We start from the raw sequence: 20,919 nt of genomic DNA on the forward strand, positions 1-20,919 counted from the left end.
ATGGAAGGCACCGCGCACGTCCCCGCGTACGAGTCCTACGATCCGGCCGCCACCGAGCGATGGGCCGCCGAGCCGGACAAGCGGCCCGGCCGCACCGCCTTCCAGCGCGACCGCGCCCGCGTGCTGCACTCGGCCGCGCTGCGCCGCCTCGCCGGGAAGACCCAGGTCGTCACCCCCGGCACCCGTTCCTTCGACTGGGACGCCAGCCCCCGCACCCGGCTGACGCACTCCCTGGAGTGCGCGCAGGTCGGCCGGGAGCTCGGCGCGGCCCTCGGCTGCGATCCGGACCTGGTCGAAGCGGCCTGCCTCTCCCACGACATGGGCCATCCGCCGTTCGGGCACAACGGCGAGGAGGCGCTCAACGAGTTCGCCAAGGACTGCGGCGGCTTCGAGGGCAACGCCCAGTCGCTGCGCCTGCTGACCCGGCTGGAGCCCAAGCGGTTCGTGCCCGACCCGTCCACCGGCGACCCGGTGAGCGTGGGCCTCAACCTGACCCGTGCCTGCCTGGACGCGGCCACCAAGTACCCGTGGGCGCGCGGCGGCCACCCCACCGACCCGGACTCGGTGAAGTTCGGCGCCTACGAGGACGACCTGCCCGTCTTCGAGTGGCTGCGGCGGGGCGCGCCCGCCGACCGCAAGTGCTTCGAGGCCCAGGTCATGGACTGGGCGGACGACGTCGCGTACTCCGTGCACGACTTCGAGGACGGGCTGCACGCCGGGCACCTCGATCCGAACCTCCTCTTCGCCGAGCCCGAGCGGGCCGCCATCTGGCAGGTCGCGATCGGCCGTTACGTGCCCGCCGACACCTCCCCGGAGGAGCTGCGCGAGGCGCTGGACCGGCTGCTGGAGGAGGACTGGTGGCCGCACGGCTACGACGGTTCCGCAGTGGCGCAGGCCCGTCTGAAGGACGCCACCAGCCAGCTGATCGGCCGGTTCTGCCTGGCCGCCGAGGGCGCCACCCGCGAGGCGTACGGCTCCGGCCGGCTCACCCGCTACGCGGCGGAGCTGGTCGTGCCGCGCGAGGCGCGCAACGAGTGCGCGGTCCTCAAGGCGGTGGCCGACCTGTACGTGATGCAGCGCGACGAGCAGGAACGGCTTCGGGCCGACCAGCGCATCGTCCTGGCCGAACTGGCGGAGGCGCTCAGCGTCCGCGCGCCGGAGGGCCTGGACCCCCAGTTCCGGGCGATCTTCGACGCGGCGGCGGACGACAAGGCCCGCAAACGCGCGGTCATCGACCAGATCGCCTGCCTGACCGACGCGTCCGCCCGTTCACTGCACGCACGCCTCACCCGGCGCGGGCGGCGCGCCGAAGGGTGAGCCGATCGGGCCATTCCCCCTTCACGAGGCAGGCTGGGTGCGGGACGCTCGCAAGGTGGCCGCAAGTGGCCGACAGGTTATGAGGAGGCATCAGGTGGTCGACGCAAACCAGACGTTCATCATCGTCGGCGCGGGGCTGGCCGGGGCCAAGGCCGCCGAAACGCTGAGGGCGGAGGGGTTCACGGGCCGGGTGATCCTGATCGGCGACGAGCGCGACCATCCCTACGAGCGGCCCCCGCTGTCCAAGGGCTACCTGCTGGGCAAGGAGGAGCGCGACAGCGTCTTCGTGCACAAGCCGTCCTGGTACGCGGGCGCCGACATCGAGCTGCACCTGGGCCAGCCCGCCGTGCACCTGGACCGGGAAGCCAAGACGGTTCGCCTGGGCGACGGCACCCTGATGCACTACGACAAGCTGCTGCTGGCCACCGGTGCCGAGCCGCGCCGCCTGGACATCCCGGGCACCGGTCTGGCCGGGGTGCACCACCTGCGCCGGCTCGCCCACGCCGACCTGCTGCGCAAGGCGCTGACCTCCCTGGGCCGGGACAACGGCCACCTGCTGATCGCGGGCGCGGGCTGGATCGGCCTGGAGGTCGCGGCGGCCGCGCGCGGCTACGGCGCCGAGGTGACGGTGGTCGAGCCGCTGGCCACGCCGCTGCACGCGGTGCTCGGCCCGGAGGTCGGCCGGCTCTTCACCGACCTGCACGCCGAGCACGGGGTGCGGTTCCACTTCGGGGCGCGGCTGACGGAGATCGTCGGCCAGGACGGCATGGTGATGGCCGCCCGCACCGACGACGGCGAGGAGCACCCGGCGCACGCGGTGCTCGCCGCGATCGGGGCGGCGCCGCGGACCGCGCTCGCCGAGACCTCGGGGCTGGCCCTGGTGGACCGGGAGCACGGCGGCGGCATCGCCGTGGACGCCTCGCTGCGCACCTCCGACCCGGACGTCTTCGCCGTCGGGGACGTGGCCGCCGCCCACCATCCGGCGCTGGGCACCCGGCTGCGCGTGGAGCACTGGGCCAACGCCCTCAACGGCGGCCCGGGCCGCCGCGCGGGCGATGCTGGGGCAGGAGGTCTCGTACGAGCGGGTGCCGTACTTCTTCTCCGACCAGTACGACGTGGGCCTGGAGTACTCCGGCTACGCCCCGGCGGGCGGCTACGACCAGGTGCTGGTGCGCGGGGACGCGGGCAAGCGGGAGTTCATCGCGTTCTGGCTGTCGGACGGCCGGGTGCTGGCCGGGATGAACGTGAACGTGTGGGACGTCGCCGAACCCATCCAGGCCCTGATCAGGTCGAAGGCGCCGGTGGACCGCGAGCGACTGGCGGATCCGTCGGTTCCGCTTGAGTCGCTGGTGGCGGCGGAGGGGGCCTGACGGGTTTGCCGCCGCCCGGCCGTAGAATTCACGGGTGGCAGGACGGATCAACGACGACGACGTGAAGGCGGTACGGGACGCGGTCCCGATCGACGCCGTGGTCTCGGAGTACCTCCAGCTGCGCAACGCCGGCGGCGGCAACCTCAAGGGCCTGTGCCCCTTCCACGACGAGAAGTCCCCGTCCTTCCAGGTCAGCCCCAGCAAGGGCTTCTACCACTGCTTCGGCTGCCAGGCCGGCGGGGACACCCTCGACTTCATCATGAAGATCGACCACCTCTCCTTCTCGGAGGCGGTCGAGCGGCTGGCCGGCCAGGCCGGCATCACCCTGCGGTACGAGGAGGGCGGCTACACCGCCGGCACCAGCGGCCGCGGCGAGCGGATCCGCCTGGTCGAGGCCCACAAGGCCGCCGCCCTCTTCTACGCGGAGCAGCTCGGCGGCGCCGAGGCGGAGATCGCCCGCCGCTTCCTGGCCGAACGCGGCTTCGACCAGGCGGCGGCCCAGCACTTCGGCGTGGGCTACAGCCCGGCCGGCTGGGACCACCTCACCCGGTTCCTGCGCGGCAAGGGCTTCACCGACAAGGAGCTGATCCTCTCCGGGCTCGCCCAGGACAGCCGCAGCGGCAAGCCCATCGACCGCTTCCGGGGCCGGCTCATGTGGCCGATCCGGGACATCAGCGGCGAGGTGGTCGGCTTCGGCGCGCGCAAGCTGCGCGAGGACGACAACGGGCCGAAGTACCTGAACACCCCCGAGACGGCGATCTACAAGAAGTCCCAGGTGCTGTACGGCATCGACCTGGCGAAGAAGGAGATCGCGAAGACCTCCCGGGCGGTGGTCGTCGAGGGCTACACCGACGTCATGGCCTGTCACCTGGCCGGGGTCACCACCGCCATCGCCACCTGCGGCACGGCCTTCGGCGGGGACCACATCAAGATCCTGCGGCGGCTGCTGATGGACAACGCCACCGCCGAGGTGATCTTCACCTTCGACGGTGACGCGGCGGGGCAGAAGGCCGCGCTGCGGGCCTTCGAGGACGACCAGAAGTTCGCGGCGGAGACCTCCATCACCATCGCCCCGGGCGGCATGGACCCCTGCGACCTGCGCCTCGCGCAGGGCGACGCGGCGGTGGCCGGGCTGGTGGACGCACGCACCCCGCTGTTCGAGTTCGCCCTGCGGCACATCGTGAGCCGGCACAACCTGGAGAACCCGGCGGGGCGGGCGGCCGCGCTGGCCGAGGCCGCGCCGGTCGTCGCCAGCATCAAGGACCTCTCGATCCAGCACGAGTCGGCCGTCCAGCTGGCCGGGATGCTGGGCATCCTCGACGAGCAGTTCGTGGTCAAGCGGGTGGCGCAGCTGGCGCGCTGGGCCCGCGAGCGCGGCAACCAGCCGCAGCAGCAGGGCCGGGGCCGTCCCCAGGAGCCGGCCCCCGCACCGCCGCCGGCGTCCGTCGGCGGCGGGCCCGCGCTGAACCTGCGCAGCCCCGCCCACCGCACCGAGCGCGAGCTCCTCAAGCTGGCGCTCCAGCGGCCGGCCCTGGTCTCCCCCGCCTTCGACGCGTACGGGATCGACGAGTTCACCGCCCCGCCCTACGCGGCCGTCCGCCAGGCCATCCAGGACGCCGGCGGCGCCGCGCAGGCCACCGAGGACTACGTGGCCCGGGTCCGCGAGGCCGCGCCCAACGACACCGTCCGCGCGATGGTCACGGAGCTGGCGGTGGAGGCCATCCACGCCAAGACGGTGGACGAGGTCTACGCGGGCGTCCAGCTCGTGCAGGTCCGGCTGCGCGCCGTCGACCGCCGGGTCCTGGAGATCCAGGGCGCCCTGACCCGGCTGAGCCCGCAGGCCCCGCCGGAGCAGCACGCGGCGGTCCAGCAGGAGCTGTGGGTGCTCCAGCAGTACGGGCAGCGCCTGCGCAACCGCGGCGCCGAAGGGCTCTGACCGCCGGGGAACGTGTGCGGAGCGGCAGCGGACCGGCCCCCCGGCGCGGCGACACCCGCTGGAGCCGAGCCGCCTAGCGGCCCCACCGGCACCCTGCGGCGGGACCCGGGCAGGCCTCGCCGCCCAGCGGGCACACCGTCAGCCGGCCTGTCTCCGCCGTGGACCCCGCCAGGGCCTCGCGGCCGAGCGGGCACACCGGCCCCCGGCCCGTCCCCCGCAGCGGGATCCCGGCAGGCCTCGCGGCCGAGCGGGCACACCGGCCCTCGCCGCTAGCCCGCGCCGGGCCGGCCCGGCGCGGGCTAGCGGCGCAGCCAGTCCCCGCCCGGGATCTCGGCGCCCGCCTCCGCGAGGCGGCGGGCCAGCGGGGCGGCCGCCAGGTAGACCCAGGCCCGGACCCGGCTGCCGTCGGGGCGCACGGCCTCGCGGGCGACCCGGTCGTAGACGTTCCCCGGGCGGCCCGGGCCGGCGTACTCCTCCAGCAGGTCCAGCGCGACCAGCAGTTCCGCGTACTCCCCCGGCGCGGCGGTGATCAGCTCCCCGGCTATGGCGGAGCCCGGGCGGTCGACGGCGTACGGGTAGCCGGGCCCCTCGTACAGCGCCGCGTCCGGCAGCCGGGCGGGCTCCTCGGCCGCCGTCCGGCCCTTCAGGAACAGGTCGTGGTTGACCTCCCCCGGCCGCAGCGTCCCGTACACGAAGAACGGCAGCACGCCCGGCCCGGTTCCCGCTCCGGATCCCGGCCGATCGACCGATGCCACAGGGCCCTCCCTCGACTACTACTGGACGGTGCGGGCCCGGGCCCAAAGGCCCCTCTTCGCCGCGCACCACCACCGTACGCACCGCTGTTACACAATCTCCCGGCCCCTGTGACGGGCGCCCCATAACGTCTGGTTCCGCCCGTTTCCCAAACCCCACCCCGCACCCCCATGACGCAATCTCCCCACCGCTCGCGCGGCGCCGCCGCCACCGCCGCCGCCCTGCTGCTCTGCACCGCCGCGTCGGCGTCGGCGGGCTGCGCCGCACCCGGCGGGCTCGCCGAGGGCGAGCCGGTGGCGCCGGTCTCCCCGCAGCCGCAGCCGGAGGCGCTGTGGCCGGCCTGGTCCGAGGACTCCCCGCGTGCGCCGGGGGCGGCCACCGGCACCCGCCAGCCGCCACCCGCGCCGCTGCCGGACGCGCCCGAGGTGGGTCCCGGGGGGCTGGCCGCGGTGGACGTGACGGCCGTGGTGAAGGCGGACAAGCGGATGAAGCTCCTCGCCGGCAAGGGGGTGGTCAACGCCCCGGGCCGGGCCGGGACCCGCCCGCCGGTCTACCTCGACCTGACCGGTGACGGGCAGGAGGAGATGGTCGTCGCCGCCGACACCGAGAGCGGCCGCACCGCGCTCACCGTGTACGCCGCCCGGGGAAAGGGGATCGTCCCCATCCTGTTCTCCATCGGACGGCGGATGGCCGCCGAGTCCATCGGCCGGGACCTGTTGCTGCGCACCGTCACCGACGACGGCTCCGAGCAGGTCGTCCGCTACCACTGGGACGGCACCCGGATGACGGTGGTCAACGACGAGCGCCACTACACCAGGGCCCAGGACCCGTCGTGAGGGCCCGGTTCCCGGTCTCGCCGGCCGGCTGGCGGCGCCGGCTGGGCGCCCTCGGCCTGCGCTGGAAGATCGCCGCCCTGCTGGCGGCCGGCTGCTCGCTGGTCGCCGTCACCATCGGGGTCCTGATCCACGAGGCCCGGGCCCGGCAGGTGTCCGACGCCGCCCGCAAGAGCGCGGTCGAACAGCTGGTCCGCGTACGGCAGATCTACGAGATCACCGGACGGCTCGACTCCGACAAGGTCGGGGAGGCCGACGCCCGGGTCGACTGCCCCTCCACCCCCGAGGAGCTGCGCCGGGCGGCCCTGGACGGCCGCCGCACCACCTACCTGGACCTGACCGGACCGGACCCGGCGGTGTGGGCGGCCCGGCCGGTGGGCAGCGGGCACGTGCTGACGGTGCGGCAGCCCCTGGCGGCCGAGCAGGCCGAACTGGAGGAACTGGACGCGCAGCTGGTCGCCTCCGGGACGGGCGTGGTGGCGCTGGCGGCGGTCGGCGGGGCGCTGCTGGCCAGCCGGCTCAGCAAGGACCTGCGGACGGCCGCCGAGACCGCCCGGCGGATCAGCGCGGGCGACCTGGACGCCCGGATCGGCCCGTCGGGGCCGCCGGGGACCCGGGACGAGGTGGCCGAACTGTCCTCGGCGGTGGACACCATGGCGGCCAGTCTCCAGCGGCGGCTGGAGGCCGAGCAGCGGTTCACGGCGGACGTGGCGCACGAGCTGCGCACCCCCGCTGACGGGTCTGCACACGGCGGCCCGAGCTGCTGCCCGCCGGGCGGCCGACGGAGCTGGTCCGGGACCGGGTCGCGGCGCTGCGGACGCTGACGGAGGACCTGCTGGAGGTGGCCCGGCTGGACGCCGACCGGGAGGAGGCGCGGCTGGAGGTGCACGTGCTGGGCCCGCTGGTGGGCTCGATCACGGAGCGGTCGGGGGTGGCGGCGGAGGTGGTCGGCGCGGACGGGACCGCCGGAGGACCGGGCGGGGTGCGGGTGCGCACCGATGCCCGGCGTCTGGAGCGGATCCTGACGAACCTGCTGGTCAACGCCCGGCGGCACGGGAGCGGTCCGATCACGGTGACGGTGTCGGGGACGTCGGTGACCGTCCGGGACCAGGACGGTCCGGGCTATCCCGCTGCCCTGTTGCGCGAGGGGCCGCGGCGGTTCGTGACGGGGACGCCGGAGCGGGGCCAGGGCACCGGGCTCGGGCTGACGATCGCGTTCGGGCAGGCCCAGGTGATCGGCGCCGGGGTGACGCTGTCGAACCCGGCGCCGGCGGGCGCGGCGGCCGTCGTGACCCTGCCGCCGGCCTGACGTCACCCGGACGGCGTGGGCGGACACGGATGCCCCTGTACGCCCCTGACCTGCACGGACGTGGTGCGTCGGGCCGCCGGCCGGCGGGATCTGGCGCAGGCTCGGCAGGCGGTGGGCGGGCGGGCCGGTTTTCCTCGGAACACGACCCCGTGTCCCCTGGAGTACCCATGCGCCGCAGCACCGCCCACGTGCTCACCGCCACCGCGCTGACCGCCGTCGCCTTCGCCGGGCCGGTCGCCGGGGCGGTGGCCGCCGCGGAGCTCGGCATGACGCCCTTCGCGCCCGGGGACTTCGCCGTGCTGGAGGTCTGGCCGAAATCCGCCGCCCCGGGCGCCACCGTCACCGTGCACACCAAGGCCTGCGGCCGGGGCAGCCGGGCCGAGGGGGACGCCAGCACCGTGGCGGGCGGCCGCTTCGAGCTGGCCCCGGGCGGCCGCGAGGACATGGTCACGGGCCGGTTCCGGATCGGCCAGGGCCTGCGGCCGGGCACCTACGGAATCGGCGCCACCTGCGCGAACGGCAAGTTCGCCACCGGCGACCTGGTCGTCACCGAACGCGGCCCGCAGGGCCACGTGAGGACCGGGGTGGGTGGTGGCACGACCACCGCCACCGACCCCGCCAAGATCACGGCGGGAGCGGCAGTGCTGGCCGCGGCCGCCGTCGGCGGTACCTGGCTCCTGCGTCGCCGGGCGAGCGGCACGCGGAGCTGACGGGCGCCCACCGCGGCTGCGGCCGCGGTCCGACCGGTACCGCCCCCCCGTCGCCCGCCCCGCGAGGTCCCCCCGTTCGCGGGGCCGGGCGACGGCCACTCCAGGAACGGCGAGACGAGGGGGTACGGCGCATGCGTGGCGGCTTCCCGGGTCTGCGGGGTCGCCCCCGGTCCCGGGGGAGCGGACGCCCCGGGGCCCGCGCGAGGGGCTCCGCCGGGGCGCTCGCGGCGCGGGCCGGGCTGGTCGCGGCGGCCGTGTGCGCCGGGGTCTGGCTCATCGGCAGCGGCTCGGCCGTGACCGTGCGGCCCCCGCTGCCCTCCGCCGCCGAGGCGTTGAGCGCGCAGCCCCTCTACCCCGGGAGCATCGACCCGCTCCCCGGCTCGCCGCCCGTGCGGATCAGGATCCCGTCGATCCGGGTGGACGCCCCGCTGACCGGGCTGGGCCTGGACCGCGACGGCAGCCTCGAAGTGCCCCCGCCGGCCCGCCGGGAGCTCGCCGGCTGGTACCGGGACGGGACCACGCCGGGCGCGACGGGTACCGCGGTGATCGCGGGGCACGTCGACCACGCCAGCGGCCCGGCGGTCTTCTACCACCTGGGGGCGTTGCGCCGGGGGGCCGCGGTGGAGGTCGACCGGGCGGACGGGCGGACGGCCGTGTTCACGGTGCACGCGGTCGAGGTGTACGACGCCGGGGCGTTCCCGGACCGGCGCGTGTACGGGCCCTCGCCGCGCGCGGAGCTGCGGGTGATCACCTGTGGCGGCGCGTTCTCCCCGCGCACCGGCTACCAGGGCAACGTGGTCGTCTTCGCCCACCTCACTGGGGCGTCGTAAGACCCCCTAGCCCCACTGTTCGAGGCCCAGCTTGACCACCAGGGCGCCCACCACGGTGAGCAGTACGCCGCGGACGAAGCCGCTGCCCTTCTTCAGGGCCATCCGGGCGCCGACCATGCCGCCGGCCAGGTTGAAGACCGCCATCAGGGCGGCCAGCTGCCAGAAGACCATGCCCTGGTAGGCGAACATCGCGAGCGCGCCGGCGTTGGTGCAGCAGTTGACGATCTTGGCGGTGGCGGAGGCGGTGACCAGGTCGAGGTGGAGCAGGGCGGTCAGGGCCAGCACCAGGAAGGTGCCGGTGCCGGGTCCGATGAGGCCGTCGTAGCAGCCGATGCCCAGGCCGGCGAGGGCGATGGTGAGGACCACGCGGCCGCGGGAGACGGGCGAGGCGGAGGGGGCGGCGCCGAAGCCCGGCTTGAAGATGACCACGGCGGCGACCACCACCAGCACCCCCATGACCAGCGGCCGCATGGCGTCCTTGCTGATCCCGCCGGCGAGCGCGGCCCCGCCCATCGATCCGGCGAGCGCGGCCAGCCCGATGCGGACGGCGAGCTTCACGTCGACGGCGGTCTTGCGCGCGTAGGTGACGGCCGCCCCGGCGGTGCCGACGATGGCCACCGCCTTGTTGGTCCCGAGGACGGCGGCGGGCTGGGCGTTCGGCAGGCCGAGCAGCAGGGCCGGCAGGAGCAGCAGTCCGCCGCCGCCGACCACGGCGTCGATCCAGCCGGCCGCGGCGGCGGCCGCGCACAGCACGATGATCATGGTCGTTGATATGTCAGGCACGACCACGACCCTAGGTACCGCATCGGTGCAGGGACCATCGATCCCCGGAAACTTGCGCAAAGGTTGAGGTTCCCCGCCCTCACGAACCCGCGGCAGGGGCGCTGAGGTCGGTGTTCCGTCCGGGTAACAGGGGCGATGCGGCGGGGAAACAGCCCGCACGCACGCTCGTGCCATGACCTCGGAACAGCGTGTGGTGGTGATCGGCGGCGGCCTGGCGGGCCTGCGGCTCGCTGCACGGCTGGGCCCCGGTGCGGCGGTGACCGTCCTCGGGGAGGAGACCCACGCCCCCTACAACCGGGTCCTGCTGGCCGAGGTGCTGGCGGGCCGGTACGCCCCCGAGGTCACCGCGCTCCCGGCCCCCGGCCGGGCGCTGCGCCGGGGCGTCCGGGCGGTGCGGATCGACCGCGCGGACCGGGCCGTGCACTGCGACGACGGTTCGGTGGAGCGGTACGACACGCTGGTGCTGGCCACCGGCTCGAACCCGGTGCTGCCGCCGCTGCGCGGGCTGTTCGCCCCCGACGGGCGGGAACTCCCCGAGGGGGTGCACGCGTTCCGCACCATGGACGACTGCCTGGCCCTCGCGGCGGCCGTACGCCCGGGGCTGCGGGCGGTGGTGATCGGCGGCGGGCTGCTGGGCGTCTCGGCGACCCGTGCGCTGGCCGCGCGGGGTGCGCAGGTGGTCCTCGCCCAGCAGGCCGAGCGCCTGATGGAGCGCCAGCTGGACGCCGACGCCTCCGCGCTGCTGCGGGACCACCTCACGGCGCTCGGCGTGGAGATCCACACCGAGTGCCGCGTCCGCGGCCTGACCACGACGGAGGCGGTTGCGCCCGGAGGGCCGCTGCGCGGGGCCTCCTCCCCGCCCCGCCCGTCCTCCGTTCCCCGGAGATCCGCCCCGGACCCCGCGCCTCAAACGCCGACGGGGCCGAAGGATCCGGCCCCCGGCACCCAGCCCGGCGGGGGCCACCGCCGGGTGACGGGGGTGGAGCTGGCCGACGGGTACCGGCTCGACGCCGACGTCGTCGTCCTCGCCTGCGGGGTCCGTCCGCGCGTCGGGCTCGCCCAGGCGGCCCGGCTGGAGGTCCGCAAGGGCGTCGTGGTCGACGGCCGGCTGCGCACCAGCGACCCGCGGGTCCACGCCATCGGCGACTGCGCCGAGCACGACGGCCGGGTGTACGGGCTGGCCGGACCCGCCCTGGAGCAGGCCGACGCCCTCGCGGCGGTGCTGCGCGGGGAGGACGCCGAGTACACCGGCACCCGCGCCCTCACCCGCCTCACCCTCCCCACGGCCGGCGCCACCGGCCCCTTCGACCTCGCCGCGTTCGGCGACCCCACCCCGCTCCCCGGCGACGACGTGCTCCGCCTCGCGGACGCCACCCGCCGCACCTACCGCAAGGTCGTCCTGCGCGGCGACCGGCTCGTCGGCGGGGTGCTGCTCGGGGAGCTCTCCACGGTGGGGGCCCTCGCCCGCACCTGGGAGGGCGACGAGTTCCTGACCGCCCCGCACGACCCGTTCCACCTGCTCACCGACGACGGAGGCCACTGATGACCGTGCCCGAGCCCCTGCCCGCGATCGTGCTCATCGGACACGGCATGGTCGGCCAGCGCTACCTGGAGGCCCTCGCCGAGCGCGGGGCCACCGCGACGCACCGGATCACCGTGCTGTGCGAGGAGCCCCGACCCGCCTACGACCGGGTCCACCTGACCTCGTACTTCTCCGGAAGCACCCCCGAGGACCTCTCCCTGACCCCGGCCGGCTTCATGGAGCAGCACGGCATCGAGCTGCACCTCGACGACCCCGCCGAGCACGTCGACACGGCCGCCCGCACCGTCACCGCCCGCTCCGGGCGGGTCGTCCCGTACGACGTGCTCGTGCTGGCGACCGGCAGCTACCCCTTCGTGCCGCCCGTACCCGGCAAGGACGCCCCGGGCTGCTTCGTGTACCGCACCATCGAGGACCTCCTGGCGATCGAGGAGTACGCCAAGACCCGGTCGGCCGGGGCCGTCGTCGGCGGCGGCCTGCTCGGGCTGGAGGCGGCGGGCGCCCTCAAGGGCCTCGGCCTCGCCACCCGCGTCGTGGAGTTCGCCCCGCGCCTGATGCCCGTCCAGGTGGACGAGGGCGGCGGCGCGGCCCTGTTGCGCACCATCGAGTCCATGGGGCTGACCGTGCACACCGGCGTCGGCACGCAGGAGGTGCTGACCGGCGAGGACGGCTCGGTGTGCGGGATGAGCCTGTCGGACGGCTCCACCGTCGAGACCGAGCTGGTGGTGTTCTCGGCCGGGGTCCGCCCCCGCGACCAGCTGGCCCGCGCGGCCGGCCTGGCCGTCGGCGAGCGCGGCGGCATCACCGTCGACGCCCGCTGCCGCACCTCCGACCCGCACGTGTACGCCATCGGCGAGTGCGCGCAGGCCGTCGACGGCCGCGTCTACGGGCTGGTCGCGCCCGGCTACGAGATGGCCGAGACCGCCGCCGAGGACCTCCTGGGCCGGGAGAAGGAGTTCACCGGGGCCGACCTGTCCACCAAGCTCAAGCTGCTCGGCGTGGACGTGGCCTCCTTCGGCGACGCGCACGGCACCGCCGAGGGCAGCCTGGACGTGGTCTGGTCGGACTCCCGCTCCGGTGTCTACAAGAAGCTGGTCGTCTCCCCCGACGGGGTGCTGCTGGGCGGCGTGCTGGTCGGCGACGCCGACGCGTACGGGCTGCTGCGCCCGCTGACCGGCAGCGTCCCGCCGGTCGCCCCCGAGCAGCTGGTGCTGCCCGCCGGGGCCGGCGCGCCCGTCGCGCTCGGCCCGTCCGCGCTGCCGGACACGGCGGTGATCTGCTCCTGCCACAACGTCACCAAGAAGGCCATCACCGCCTGCGCCACCCTGCCCGAGGTCAAGAAGTGCACCAAGGCCGGCACCGGCTGCGGAAGCTGCCTGAAGGTCATCGGGCAGCTGCTGCCGGCGGCCGCCGACAAGGGGCTGTGCGGCTGTTTCCCGTACACCCGTGCCGAGCTGTACGAGATCGTCCGCACCCGGCGCCTGACCTCGTACCAGGACATCCTGGACGGGCACGGCCGCGAGGAGGCGCGCGGCGGCGACGGCTGCGAGGTCTGCAAGCCGGCCGTCGGCTCGATCATCGCCTCCCTGGCCCCGACCCTGGGCGCCAGCGGCTACGTGCTGGACGGGGAGCAGGCCGCCCTCCAGGACACCAACGACCACTTCCTCGCCAACCTCCAGCGCAACGGCTCGTACTCGGTCGTCCCGCGCATCCCGGGCGGCGAGATCACCCCGGACAAGCTGATCGTGATCGGGGAGGTGGCCCGCGACTTCGGCCTCTACACGAAGATCACGGGCGGTCAGCGCATCGACCTGTTCGGCGCGAGCGTGGACCAGCTGCCGCGGATCTGGGCGCGGCTGGTCGACGCCGGCTTCGAGTCCGGGCACGCGTACGGCAAGGCCCTGCGGACGGTGAAGTCCTGCGTGGGGCAGACCTGGTGCCGGTACGGGGTGCAGGACAGCGTCCGGATGGCCATCGACCTGGAGCTGCGCTACCGGGGCCTGCGCGCCCCGCACAAGCTGAAGTCGGCGGTGTCCGGCTGCGCCCGCGAGTGCGCGGAGGCGCAGAGCAAGGACTTCGGGGTGATCGCGACGGCGAGCGGCTGGAACCTGTACGTCGGCGGGAACGGCGGTGCGGTCCCGCGCCACGCGGACCTGCTGGCGCAGGACCTGTCGGACGCCGAACTGGTGCGGCTCGTCGACCGGTTCCTGATGTTCTACATCCGCACCGCCGACCGGCTGGAGCGGACGTCCACCTGGCTGGAGCGGCTGGAGGGCGGCCTGGACCACCTGCGGGACGTGGTGGTGCACGACTCGCTGGGGCTGTGCGACGAGCTGGAGGCCCTGATGGCCGACCACGTGGCGCACTACCGCGACGAGTGGGCCGAGACCCTGTCGGACCCGGAGCGGCTGCGCCGGTTCGTGTCCTTCGTCAACGCGCCCGGCGCGCCCGACCCGACCGTGAAGTTCGTTCCCGAGCGCGGCCAGGTCAAGCCCGACCTGGCCGTCCTGACCATTGGAGGACCGGCCCGATGACCGTCGAACTGAAGGTGTCCGGAGGCTGGCTGACGGTGTGCCCGCTGTCGGCGCTCGTCCCGGGCCGCGGGGTCGCGGCCCTGCTGCCCGACGGGAGCCAGGCCGCGGTCTTCCTCGACCGCGCGGGGCGCCCGTACGCGATCGGCAACCAGGATCCCTTCACCGGGGCGCACGTCCTGTCGCGCGGGCTGGTGGGGCGTGCGCAGGGTCGGCCCTTCGTGGCCTCGCCGCTGCTGAAGCAGCGCTTCGACCTGGAGTCGGGGCGCTGCCTGGACGACGAGGAGGTGGCGGTCCGGACGTACCGGGTGCGGACCGCCTCCGCCCCCTAGGCCCTGTCTTTTTTTTTTTTTTTCTGCCCCGCGACGCCCTTGGCAACGCGCTCTCGCCGCACCGGGCGAAAGCCAAGTACGTCCAGTACGCGGGCTTCCGCCCGGCGCACCGAGAGCACGCACCAGACGCCGCGGGGCCGCCCTCCGGGCGACGACGGGAGTTTGACGACAGGCCCTAGGGCATCAGCCCTGGACCGCGGCCGGGTCCATCCAGACGAACTCCCACACGTGGTGGTCCAGGTCCTCGAAGGCGCGGCCGTACATGAAGCCGAGGTCCATGACGGGGCGGGGTTCGACGGCGCCGGCCGCGAGGGCGGCGTCGACGACCTCGTCGACCTTCTCCCGGCTGTCGGCGCTGAGCGCGACCATGACCTCGGTGGTCTTCGAGGCGTCGGCCACCGGCTTGGTGGCGAACTCCTTGAACTTCTCCTCGGTCAGCAGCATCGCGAAGATGGTGTCGCTGACGACCATGCAGGCGGCGGTCGAGTCGGTGAACTGGGGGTTGAAGGAGTAGCCGAGCTTCTCCCAGAAGGCCTTCGCGGCGTCCAGGTCCTTCACCGGCAGGTTGACGAAGATCATCTGGGTCATCTCGGTTCCTCTTCTCTGGTGTGGCGTGGTGCGCGGTGCGCGGTGCCTGTGCGCGGTGCGTCGTCGAAGGGGTAGACCGGGGGCACCGGCAGAACTCATCGCTGCCCGGCGAAGTTTTTCCAGGTATCTCGTTTTCGCAGGTCAAAGGCGTTGGAAGGGCGGCGTCCGGCGGCCCGGCAGGTCCAGGGCGACTGCCCTTGTGCCGGTCGCCCCGGCGTCATGGGGAGTTGGCGTCCCGTCCATGCTGCGCCCCTAGGTTCCTCGACGCATGCGAACCCGCGCCCGGCCGGGCGCGGGGGCCCTCCTCCCCCAGGAGTGACCGTGGAACGTCGTACCTTCCTGCGCGGTGCCGTGATCGGCACCTCCGCCGCCGCCTTCGCCGGAACCCTCAGCCACGGGGCCGCGTACGCCGCCCCGGCCCAGCCGGGAGCCGGTCCCTACGGGGCCCTCGGCGCGGCTGACGCCAACGGGATCATGCTGCCGTCCGGGTTCACCAGCCGGGTCATAGCCCGCTCCTCGCAGACGGTGGGCGGCACCTCGTACACCTGGCACAGCGCCCCCGACGGCGGCGCGTGCTTCGCGGACGGCAGCGGCTGGATCTACGTGTCGAACTCGGAGGTCAACCCGAGCGGCGGCGCGAGCGCGGTGAAGTTCAACTCGTCGGGCACGGTCACCGGGGCGTACCGGATCCTCTCGAACACCCGGCAGAACTGCGCGGGCGGCAAGACCCCGTGGAACACCTGGCTGTCGTGCGAGGAGGTCAGCCTCGGGTACGTCTACGAGACCGACCCGTACGGGGTGAACGCGGCCGTGCAGCGGCCCGCGATGGGCCGTTTCAAACACGAGGCGGCGGCGGCCGACCCGGTCCGCCGGGTGGTCTACCTGACCGAGGACGAGACGAACGGCTGCTTCTACCGGTTCGTGCCCACCACCTGGGGCAGCCTGTCCGCCGGCACGCTCCAGGTCCTCAAGGCGGGCAGCGGCACGTCCGGATCCTTCACCTGGGCCAACGTGCCCGACCCGGACGGCTCCCCGACCGCCACCCGCAGCCAGGTGTCGGGCGCGAAGGTGTTCAACGGCGGGGAGGGCTGCCACTACGCGAGCGACACCGTCTGGTTCACCACCAAGGGCGACAACCGGGTCTGGCAGCTCAACCTGGCGAACAGCACCTACGAGCTGGCCTACGACGACTCCCTGGTCCCCGGCGGCGCGGCGCCGCTGACCGGTGTCGACAACGTCACCGGGTCGACGTACGGGGACCTGTACGTCGCCGAGGACGGCGGCAACATGGAGATCTGCGTGATCACCCCGGACGACGTGGTGGCGCCCTTCCTGCGGATCACCGGCCAGTCCTCCTCGGAGATCACCGGCCCGGCCTTCTCCCCCGACGGCAGCCGGCTGTACTTCAGCAGCCAGCGCGGTACGAGCGGCTCCTCGACCGGCGGCATCACCTACGAGGTGACCGGGCCGTTCCGCGTCTGACGCCCGCGCCCCGGGCGCCCGGCCCGGCGGGGAGCAGCCGACCTCCCCGCCGGGCCGCGGCGCGTCCGGAGAACCGATCCTTCAGGAGACCACCGCGCCGCCCTTGAGCAGGGCCGCGCCCAGCGGGGTCACCGTGTGCAGGACCGCGTTGCCGTGGCGCAGGGTCGTCACCAGGCCCGCCTCGCGCATCACGCAGGCGTGCTGGCTCGCCGACGCCAGGGAGACCCCGGCACGGCGGGCCAGTTCGCTGGTGGTGGCCCCGTCGCCGATGGCCCGCAGCACCACCGAGCGGGTGTGGCCCACCAGCTTGCCCAGGGTGCGCTGGCGCTGCTCCTCGGCCGGCCGGGCGGCCTCCCCGCCCGCCGCCGAGGCCAGCTGGGCGGCGGCCGGGTAGACCAGCACCGGCGGCAGCTCCGGGTCGTGCAGGGTCACGGCCGTCCGGCGGCAGAAGAAGGACGGCTGGAGCAGCAGCCCGCGCCCGCGCAGCCGTACGTCCCGGTCCACCGGGTACTCGCACTCCAGCACCGGGGCCCGCCAGCGCAGCATCGGCGGCAGGGAGGCCAGCAGCTCGTCCGCGCCCCCGTCGAGGAGCGCGCGGCCGCGTGCCGCCCGTTCGGCCTCGATCTGGGCCTGGATGTGGCTCCAGTACGGCTCCACGGCCGCCCGGTGGTACGCGCGCAGCTCGCCCAGCAGGCGGGGCAGGTGCTTGGTGCCGCCGTCCATGAACTCCCGCAGCCGGGTCGGCGGCGGGGTCCCGAAGGCGGCCCCGAAGCCCGTCCCGGCGCCGGCGCCCACGAGGGACAGCTCCCGGCGCAGCCGCTCGGGGCGCAGCGCGCGCAGCGCGTCGAGCCCGAGGTCCCACCCGTACTGGCCCTCGGCCGGGGTCAGGAAATCGGGGAAATAGCCGCGAGCCGGTATGAGCGCACCCAGCAGCCTTGTTTCACCATTCAACCTGCTCCGGGTTTCCGTGCGCCATTCGCCGAAGAACCTGGCGTCACGCCGGTCTCTTAAGCGATGAAAACTAAGAATCGTTTCCCACAACGCATCGGGACGCCCTGCCATCCGTACGCGTGCCAGGTCCACTCCAGTGAAATGGATACGAAGCACCGAACCCCCACCTGTGCAACCGCAATCCCCCCGCCCCACGAGTATGCATGCCGTCACACGTGGTCACCACGCCCTTTCGGCCACAGTTGAAACCCCTTTCGGCAGAGGCGTGACAAGCGAAATCCTGTACTCCGCCAGGCACACTCCGGTGCGACCGAAACGCTCCGTGAAGGCCGTGGGGGGCTTTGCGGGGCCTGGCGGTCGGTCGCACCGGGAAGCGCCGACGTGCCTGGCGGATAGGCGGCAGGCGGTGGACGGGTGGGGATCCGTCCACCGCCTGGCGCTGTAATGACATTGTTGAAAATTTCGCGATACGGGCCGTCTTGCACCCGGCCCCCGAAATGGGATGCGCCCTCCCCCGGCAGTCAGGGAACCGGGGGAGGGCGCAGTCTGTGGGGCTCGGGGAGCCCTGGGGGCCTCAGGGGCCCGGGCGGGGCCCCTGAGGGGCCCCTGGAGGGTCTCAGCGGCTGTCGGAGCCCTTGGCCTCGGCGGCGGCGCGGCCGGCCTCCAGGCGCGCCACCGGGATCCGGAACGGCGAGCAGGAGACGTAGTCGAGGCCGACCTCGTGGAAGAAGTGCACCGACTCCGGGTCGCCGCCGTGCTCGCCGCAGACGCCGAGCTTGAGGTCGGGGCGGGTGGCCCGGCCCTGCTTCACCGCGTGGCGCACGAGGGAGCCGACGCCGTCCCGGTCGATGGTCTCGAAGGGCGAGACCCCGAAGATGCCCTTCTCCAGGTAGGCCGTGAAGAAGCTGGCCTCGACGTCGTCGCGGGAGAAGCCCCACACCGTCTGGGTCAGGTCGTTCGTGCCGAAGGAGAAGAACTGCGCGGCCTCCGCGATCTGGGCGGCGGTCAGCGCGGCGCGCGGCAGCTCGATCATCGTGCCGACCGAGAGCTTGAGGCTGGTGCCGGTGGCGGCCTCGACCTCGGCGATGATCGCGTCGGCCTCCTCGCGGACGATCTCCAGCTCCTGGACGGTGCCCACCAGCGGGACCATGATCTCCGCGCGCGGGTCGCCCTTGGCGTTCTTGCGCTCGGCGGCGGCCTCGGCGATCGCCCGGACCTGCATGGCGAACAGACCGGGGATGACCAGGCCGAGGCGGACGCCGCGCAGGCCCAGCATCGGGTTCTGCTCGTGCAGCTTGTGCACGGCCTGGAGCAGGCGCAGGTCGTTCTCGTTGGCGTCCTTGCGGGACTCGGCGAGGGCGACGCGCACCGACAGCTCGGTGATGTCGGGCAGGAACTCGTGCAGCGGCGGGTCGAGGAGGCGGACGGTGACGGGCAGGCCGTCCATCGCCTCGAACAGCTCGATGAAGTCCTGCTTCTGCAGGGGCAGGAGGGCACTGAGTGCCTCCTCGCGCTCGCCGTCGGTGTCCGCGAGGATCAGGCGCTCGACCATCTCGCGGCGCTCGCCGAGGAACATGTGCTCGGTGCGGCACAGGCCGATGCCCTGGGCGCCGAAGCGGCGGGCGCGCAGCGCGTCCTCGGCGTTGTCGGCGTTGGCACGGACCCGCAGGCGGCGGACGCGGTCCGCGTACGCCATGATCCGGTGCACGGCGGCGACCAGCTCGTCGGCGTCGTCGGCGCCGGCGTGCATGCGGCCCTCGAAGTACTCGACGACCGGGGACGGCACGACCGGTACCTCGCCGAGGTACACCTTGCCGGTGGAGCCGTCGATGGAGACGACGTCGCCCTCTTCGATGACCGTCTCGCCGACCGTCATCCGGCGGCGCTTGGTGTCGACGTCGAGCTCCTCGGCGCCGCAGACGCAGGTCTTGCCCATGCCGCGGGCCACCACGGCGGCGTGCGAGGTCTTGCCGCCGCGCGAGGTCAGGATGCCCTCGGAGGCGATCATGCCGTCGAGGTCGTCGGGGTTGGTCTCGCGGCGGATCAGGATGACCTTCTCGCCGGAACGGGACCACTTGACGGCCGTGTACGAGTCGAAGACGGCCTTGCCGACCGCCGCGCCCGGGGAGGCGGCGATGCCGCGGCCGAGCAGCTCGGTCTTCGCGCCCTCGTCGAAGCGGGGGAACATCAGCTGGGCCAGCTGGTGGCCCGTGACGCGCTGGAGGGCCTCGGCCTCGGAGATCAGGCCCTGGTCGACGAGCTGGGTGGCGATGCGGAAGGCGGCGCCGGCGGTGCGCTTGCCCACGCGGGTCTGGAGCATCCACAGCTGGCCGCGCTCGATCGTGAACTCGATGTCGCAGAGGTCCTTGTAGTGGGTCTCCAGCGTCGTCATGATCGTCATGAGCTGGTCGTACGAGGCCTTGTCGATGGCCTCCAGGTCCGCGAGCGGGACGGTGTTGCGGATGCCCGCGACGACGTCCTCGCCCTGGGCGTTCTGCAGGTAGTCGCCGTAGACGCCGGCGTGGCCGCTGGCGGGGTCGCGGGTGAAGGCGACGCCGGTGCCCGAGTCGGGGCCGAGGTTGCCGAAGACCATGGAGCAGACGTTGACCGCGGTGCCCAGGTCGCTCGGGATGCGCTCCTGGCGGCGGTAGAGCTTGGCGCGGTCGGTGTTCCAGGAGTTGAAGACGGCCTCGACGGCGAGGTCGAGCTGCTCGCGGGCGTCCTGCGGGAACTCCCGGCCGGCCTCCTTGGAGACGATCTTCTTGAAGACCTTGACCAGCTTCTTGAGGTCGGCGGCGTCGAGGTCGGTGTCGACGGTGACCTTCTTGGCGGCCTTGGCCTCGTCGAGGGCGTCCTCGAAGAGCTCGCCCTCGACGCCGAGGACGGTCTTGCCGAACATCTGGATGAGGCGGCGGTACGAGTCCCACGCGAAGCGCTCGTTGTCGGCCTGGGCGGCGAGGCCCACGACGGACTCGTCGGAGAGGCCGATGTTGAGGACCGTGTCCATCATGCCCGGCATGGAGAACTTGGCACCGGAGCGCACGGAGACCAGCAGCGGGTCGTCCGACTGGCCGAGCTTCTTGCCCATCTTCGCCTCGAGGGCGGCGAGGTGCGCGGTGACCTCGTCGCGGAGCGCGGCCGGGGCCGTACCGCTTTCGAGGTAGACCTTGCAGGCCTCGGTGGTGATGGTGAAGCCGGGAGGGACGGGAAGACCCAGGTTGGTCATCTCGGCGAGGTTGGCCCCCTTGCCGCCGAGAAGGTCCTTGAGGTCCCGGTTGCCCTCGGTGAAGTCGTAGACGAGCTTCTGATCTTTGTTTTCCGACACGGGTCTCGACTCCTCGAGGACTCGGGTGGCTGCCCTGACGGCCAGGAACATACCCAGATCGAAGGCTTCGCGGTACGTCCACTTGGCCGTCATGAGGGCGTAACCACCCGTGCGCCAGTGGATCGAAAGTAACCGGTCGGTAATGCGAACATACGAAGAGCCTTCAGAAGCCGAAGCGTGAGGGGCTCGATGAGGCTTGATCGCGCTCGGATGAGCGATCATCGATACATTTGCGTTCAACTCTTGAACGCACAAAGGGTGGCACCCAGTGCCACCCTTTGAAAGTCTTACCCGTGACTTAAGCGCTCATCTGAGCGAAACCTCTCCCA

At 73.5% G+C, this 20,919-nt stretch carries 16 protein-coding genes and 1 pseudogene; 12 read left to right on the plus strand and 5 right to left on the minus strand.

All coding sequences use genetic code 11. From position 1 onward, the window contains the following. The 3 genes and pseudogenes from SSNG_RS11255 (at nucleotide 1) to dnaG (ending at nucleotide 4,623) form a co-directional block, all read left to right on the plus strand. Nucleotides 1-1,317 carry a deoxyguanosinetriphosphate triphosphohydrolase gene (locus tag SSNG_RS11255; protein WP_007263945.1) on the plus strand — a complete coding sequence of 439 codons (1,317 nt, stop codon included), beginning with the start codon at nucleotides 1-3 and terminating at the stop codon, nucleotides 1,315-1,317. A gap of 94 nt (nucleotides 1,318-1,411) precedes the next feature. Continuing rightward, nucleotides 1,412-2,687, plus strand: a pseudogene (locus tag SSNG_RS11260) (FAD-dependent oxidoreductase). Between the two features lie 34 nt (nucleotides 2,688-2,721). Next, nucleotides 2,722-4,623 (plus strand): DNA primase, encoded by a 1,902-nt coding sequence (gene dnaG / locus SSNG_RS11265; RefSeq protein ID WP_007263947.1) that lies wholly within the window; start codon nucleotides 2,722-2,724, stop codon nucleotides 4,621-4,623. A 299-nt stretch (nucleotides 4,624-4,922) separates the two neighbouring features. Here the strand turns inward: dnaG and SSNG_RS11270 are convergent, their stop codons facing one another. Then, nucleotides 4,923-5,378 carry a gamma-glutamylcyclotransferase family protein gene (locus tag SSNG_RS11270; RefSeq protein ID WP_007263949.1) on the minus strand — a complete coding sequence of 152 codons (456 nt, stop codon included), beginning with the start codon at nucleotides 5,376-5,378 and terminating at the stop codon, nucleotides 4,923-4,925. A 168-nt stretch (nucleotides 5,379-5,546) separates the two neighbouring features. On the opposite strand from SSNG_RS11270, the gene SSNG_RS11275 reads away from it, so the two are divergent. The 5 genes from SSNG_RS11275 (at nucleotide 5,547) to SSNG_RS11290 (ending at nucleotide 9,058) form a co-directional block, all read left to right on the plus strand. Further along, a complete protein-coding gene (locus tag SSNG_RS11275; protein WP_007263950.1) occupies nucleotides 5,547-6,212 on the plus strand; it encodes a hypothetical protein in 666 nt (221 codons plus the stop codon). Continuing rightward, nucleotides 6,209-7,033: a HAMP domain-containing protein gene (locus SSNG_RS39430; RefSeq protein ID WP_007263951.1), complete on the plus strand. Its 825-nt coding sequence runs from the start codon at nucleotides 6,209-6,211 to the stop codon at nucleotides 7,031-7,033. Before SSNG_RS11275 ends, SSNG_RS39430 begins: the two co-directional genes overlap by 4 nt. Before the next feature lie 17 nt (nucleotides 7,034-7,050). Next, nucleotides 7,051-7,518: an ATP-binding protein gene (locus tag SSNG_RS39435; protein ID WP_050779599.1), complete on the plus strand. Its 468-nt coding sequence runs from the start codon at nucleotides 7,051-7,053 to the stop codon at nucleotides 7,516-7,518. A gap of 167 nt (nucleotides 7,519-7,685) precedes the next feature. After that, nucleotides 7,686-8,228: a hypothetical protein gene (locus SSNG_RS11285; protein ID WP_042800866.1), complete on the plus strand. Its 543-nt coding sequence runs from the start codon at nucleotides 7,686-7,688 to the stop codon at nucleotides 8,226-8,228. Between the two features lie 131 nt (nucleotides 8,229-8,359). Further along, a complete protein-coding gene (locus SSNG_RS11290; protein WP_007263953.1) occupies nucleotides 8,360-9,058 on the plus strand; it encodes a class F sortase in 699 nt (232 codons plus the stop codon). A gap of 6 nt (nucleotides 9,059-9,064) precedes the next feature. On the opposite strand, the gene SSNG_RS11295 is transcribed toward SSNG_RS11290, so the two are convergent. Next, entirely contained in the window at nucleotides 9,065-9,841 is a 777-nt protein-coding gene (locus SSNG_RS11295; protein WP_042803318.1) for a sulfite exporter TauE/SafE family protein, read from the minus strand. Between the two features lie 172 nt (nucleotides 9,842-10,013). Between SSNG_RS11295 and SSNG_RS11300 the strand changes: the two genes are divergently transcribed. From SSNG_RS11300 to nirD, 3 genes are read left to right on the plus strand one after another with little or no spacing between them, the layout of a single operon-like run. Next, the gene (locus tag SSNG_RS11300; protein ID WP_007263955.1) at nucleotides 10,014-11,384 is read left to right on the plus strand and encodes an FAD-dependent oxidoreductase; all 1,371 of its coding nucleotides are present in this window, start codon (nucleotides 10,014-10,016) and stop codon (nucleotides 11,382-11,384) included. Continuing rightward, complete coding sequence (nirB, locus tag SSNG_RS11305) at nucleotides 11,384-13,915, plus strand: nitrite reductase large subunit NirB (protein WP_042800867.1); 2,532 nt, start codon at nucleotides 11,384-11,386, stop codon at nucleotides 13,913-13,915. Before SSNG_RS11300 ends, nirB begins: the two co-directional genes overlap by 1 nt. Then, the gene (nirD, locus tag SSNG_RS11310) at nucleotides 13,912-14,244 is read left to right on the plus strand and encodes a nitrite reductase small subunit NirD (RefSeq protein ID WP_042800868.1); all 333 of its coding nucleotides are present in this window, start codon (nucleotides 13,912-13,914) and stop codon (nucleotides 14,242-14,244) included. Before nirB ends, nirD begins: the two co-directional genes overlap by 4 nt. A 183-nt stretch (nucleotides 14,245-14,427) precedes the next feature. Here nirD and SSNG_RS11315 read toward each other — a convergent pair whose 3' ends face one another. Then, a complete protein-coding gene (locus SSNG_RS11315) occupies nucleotides 14,428-14,832 on the minus strand; it encodes a VOC family protein (RefSeq protein ID WP_007263958.1) in 405 nt (134 codons plus the stop codon). Between the two features lie 321 nt (nucleotides 14,833-15,153). Here SSNG_RS11315 and SSNG_RS11320 point away from each other — a divergent pair, with 321 nt between their 5' ends. Next, the gene (locus SSNG_RS11320) at nucleotides 15,154-16,314 is read left to right on the plus strand and encodes an alkaline phosphatase PhoX (protein ID WP_042800869.1); all 1,161 of its coding nucleotides are present in this window, start codon (nucleotides 15,154-15,156) and stop codon (nucleotides 16,312-16,314) included. Between the two features lie 81 nt (nucleotides 16,315-16,395). Here the strand turns inward: SSNG_RS11320 and SSNG_RS11325 are convergent, their stop codons facing one another. After that, nucleotides 16,396-17,421 carry a winged helix-turn-helix domain-containing protein gene (locus SSNG_RS11325; RefSeq protein ID WP_050779600.1) on the minus strand — a complete coding sequence of 342 codons (1,026 nt, stop codon included), beginning with the start codon at nucleotides 17,419-17,421 and terminating at the stop codon, nucleotides 16,396-16,398. A 460-nt stretch (nucleotides 17,422-17,881) separates the two neighbouring features. Further along, nucleotides 17,882-20,590, minus strand: a complete 2,709-nt coding sequence (gene ppdK, locus SSNG_RS11330) for a pyruvate, phosphate dikinase (RefSeq protein WP_007263961.1) — start codon at nucleotides 20,588-20,590, stop codon at nucleotides 17,882-17,884. Nucleotides 20,591-20,919 lie beyond the last annotated feature (329 nt).

The organism is Streptomyces sp. C (assembly GCF_000158895.1).
Taxonomy (GTDB): domain Bacteria; phylum Actinomycetota; class Actinomycetes; order Streptomycetales; family Streptomycetaceae; genus Streptomyces; species Streptomyces racemochromogenes.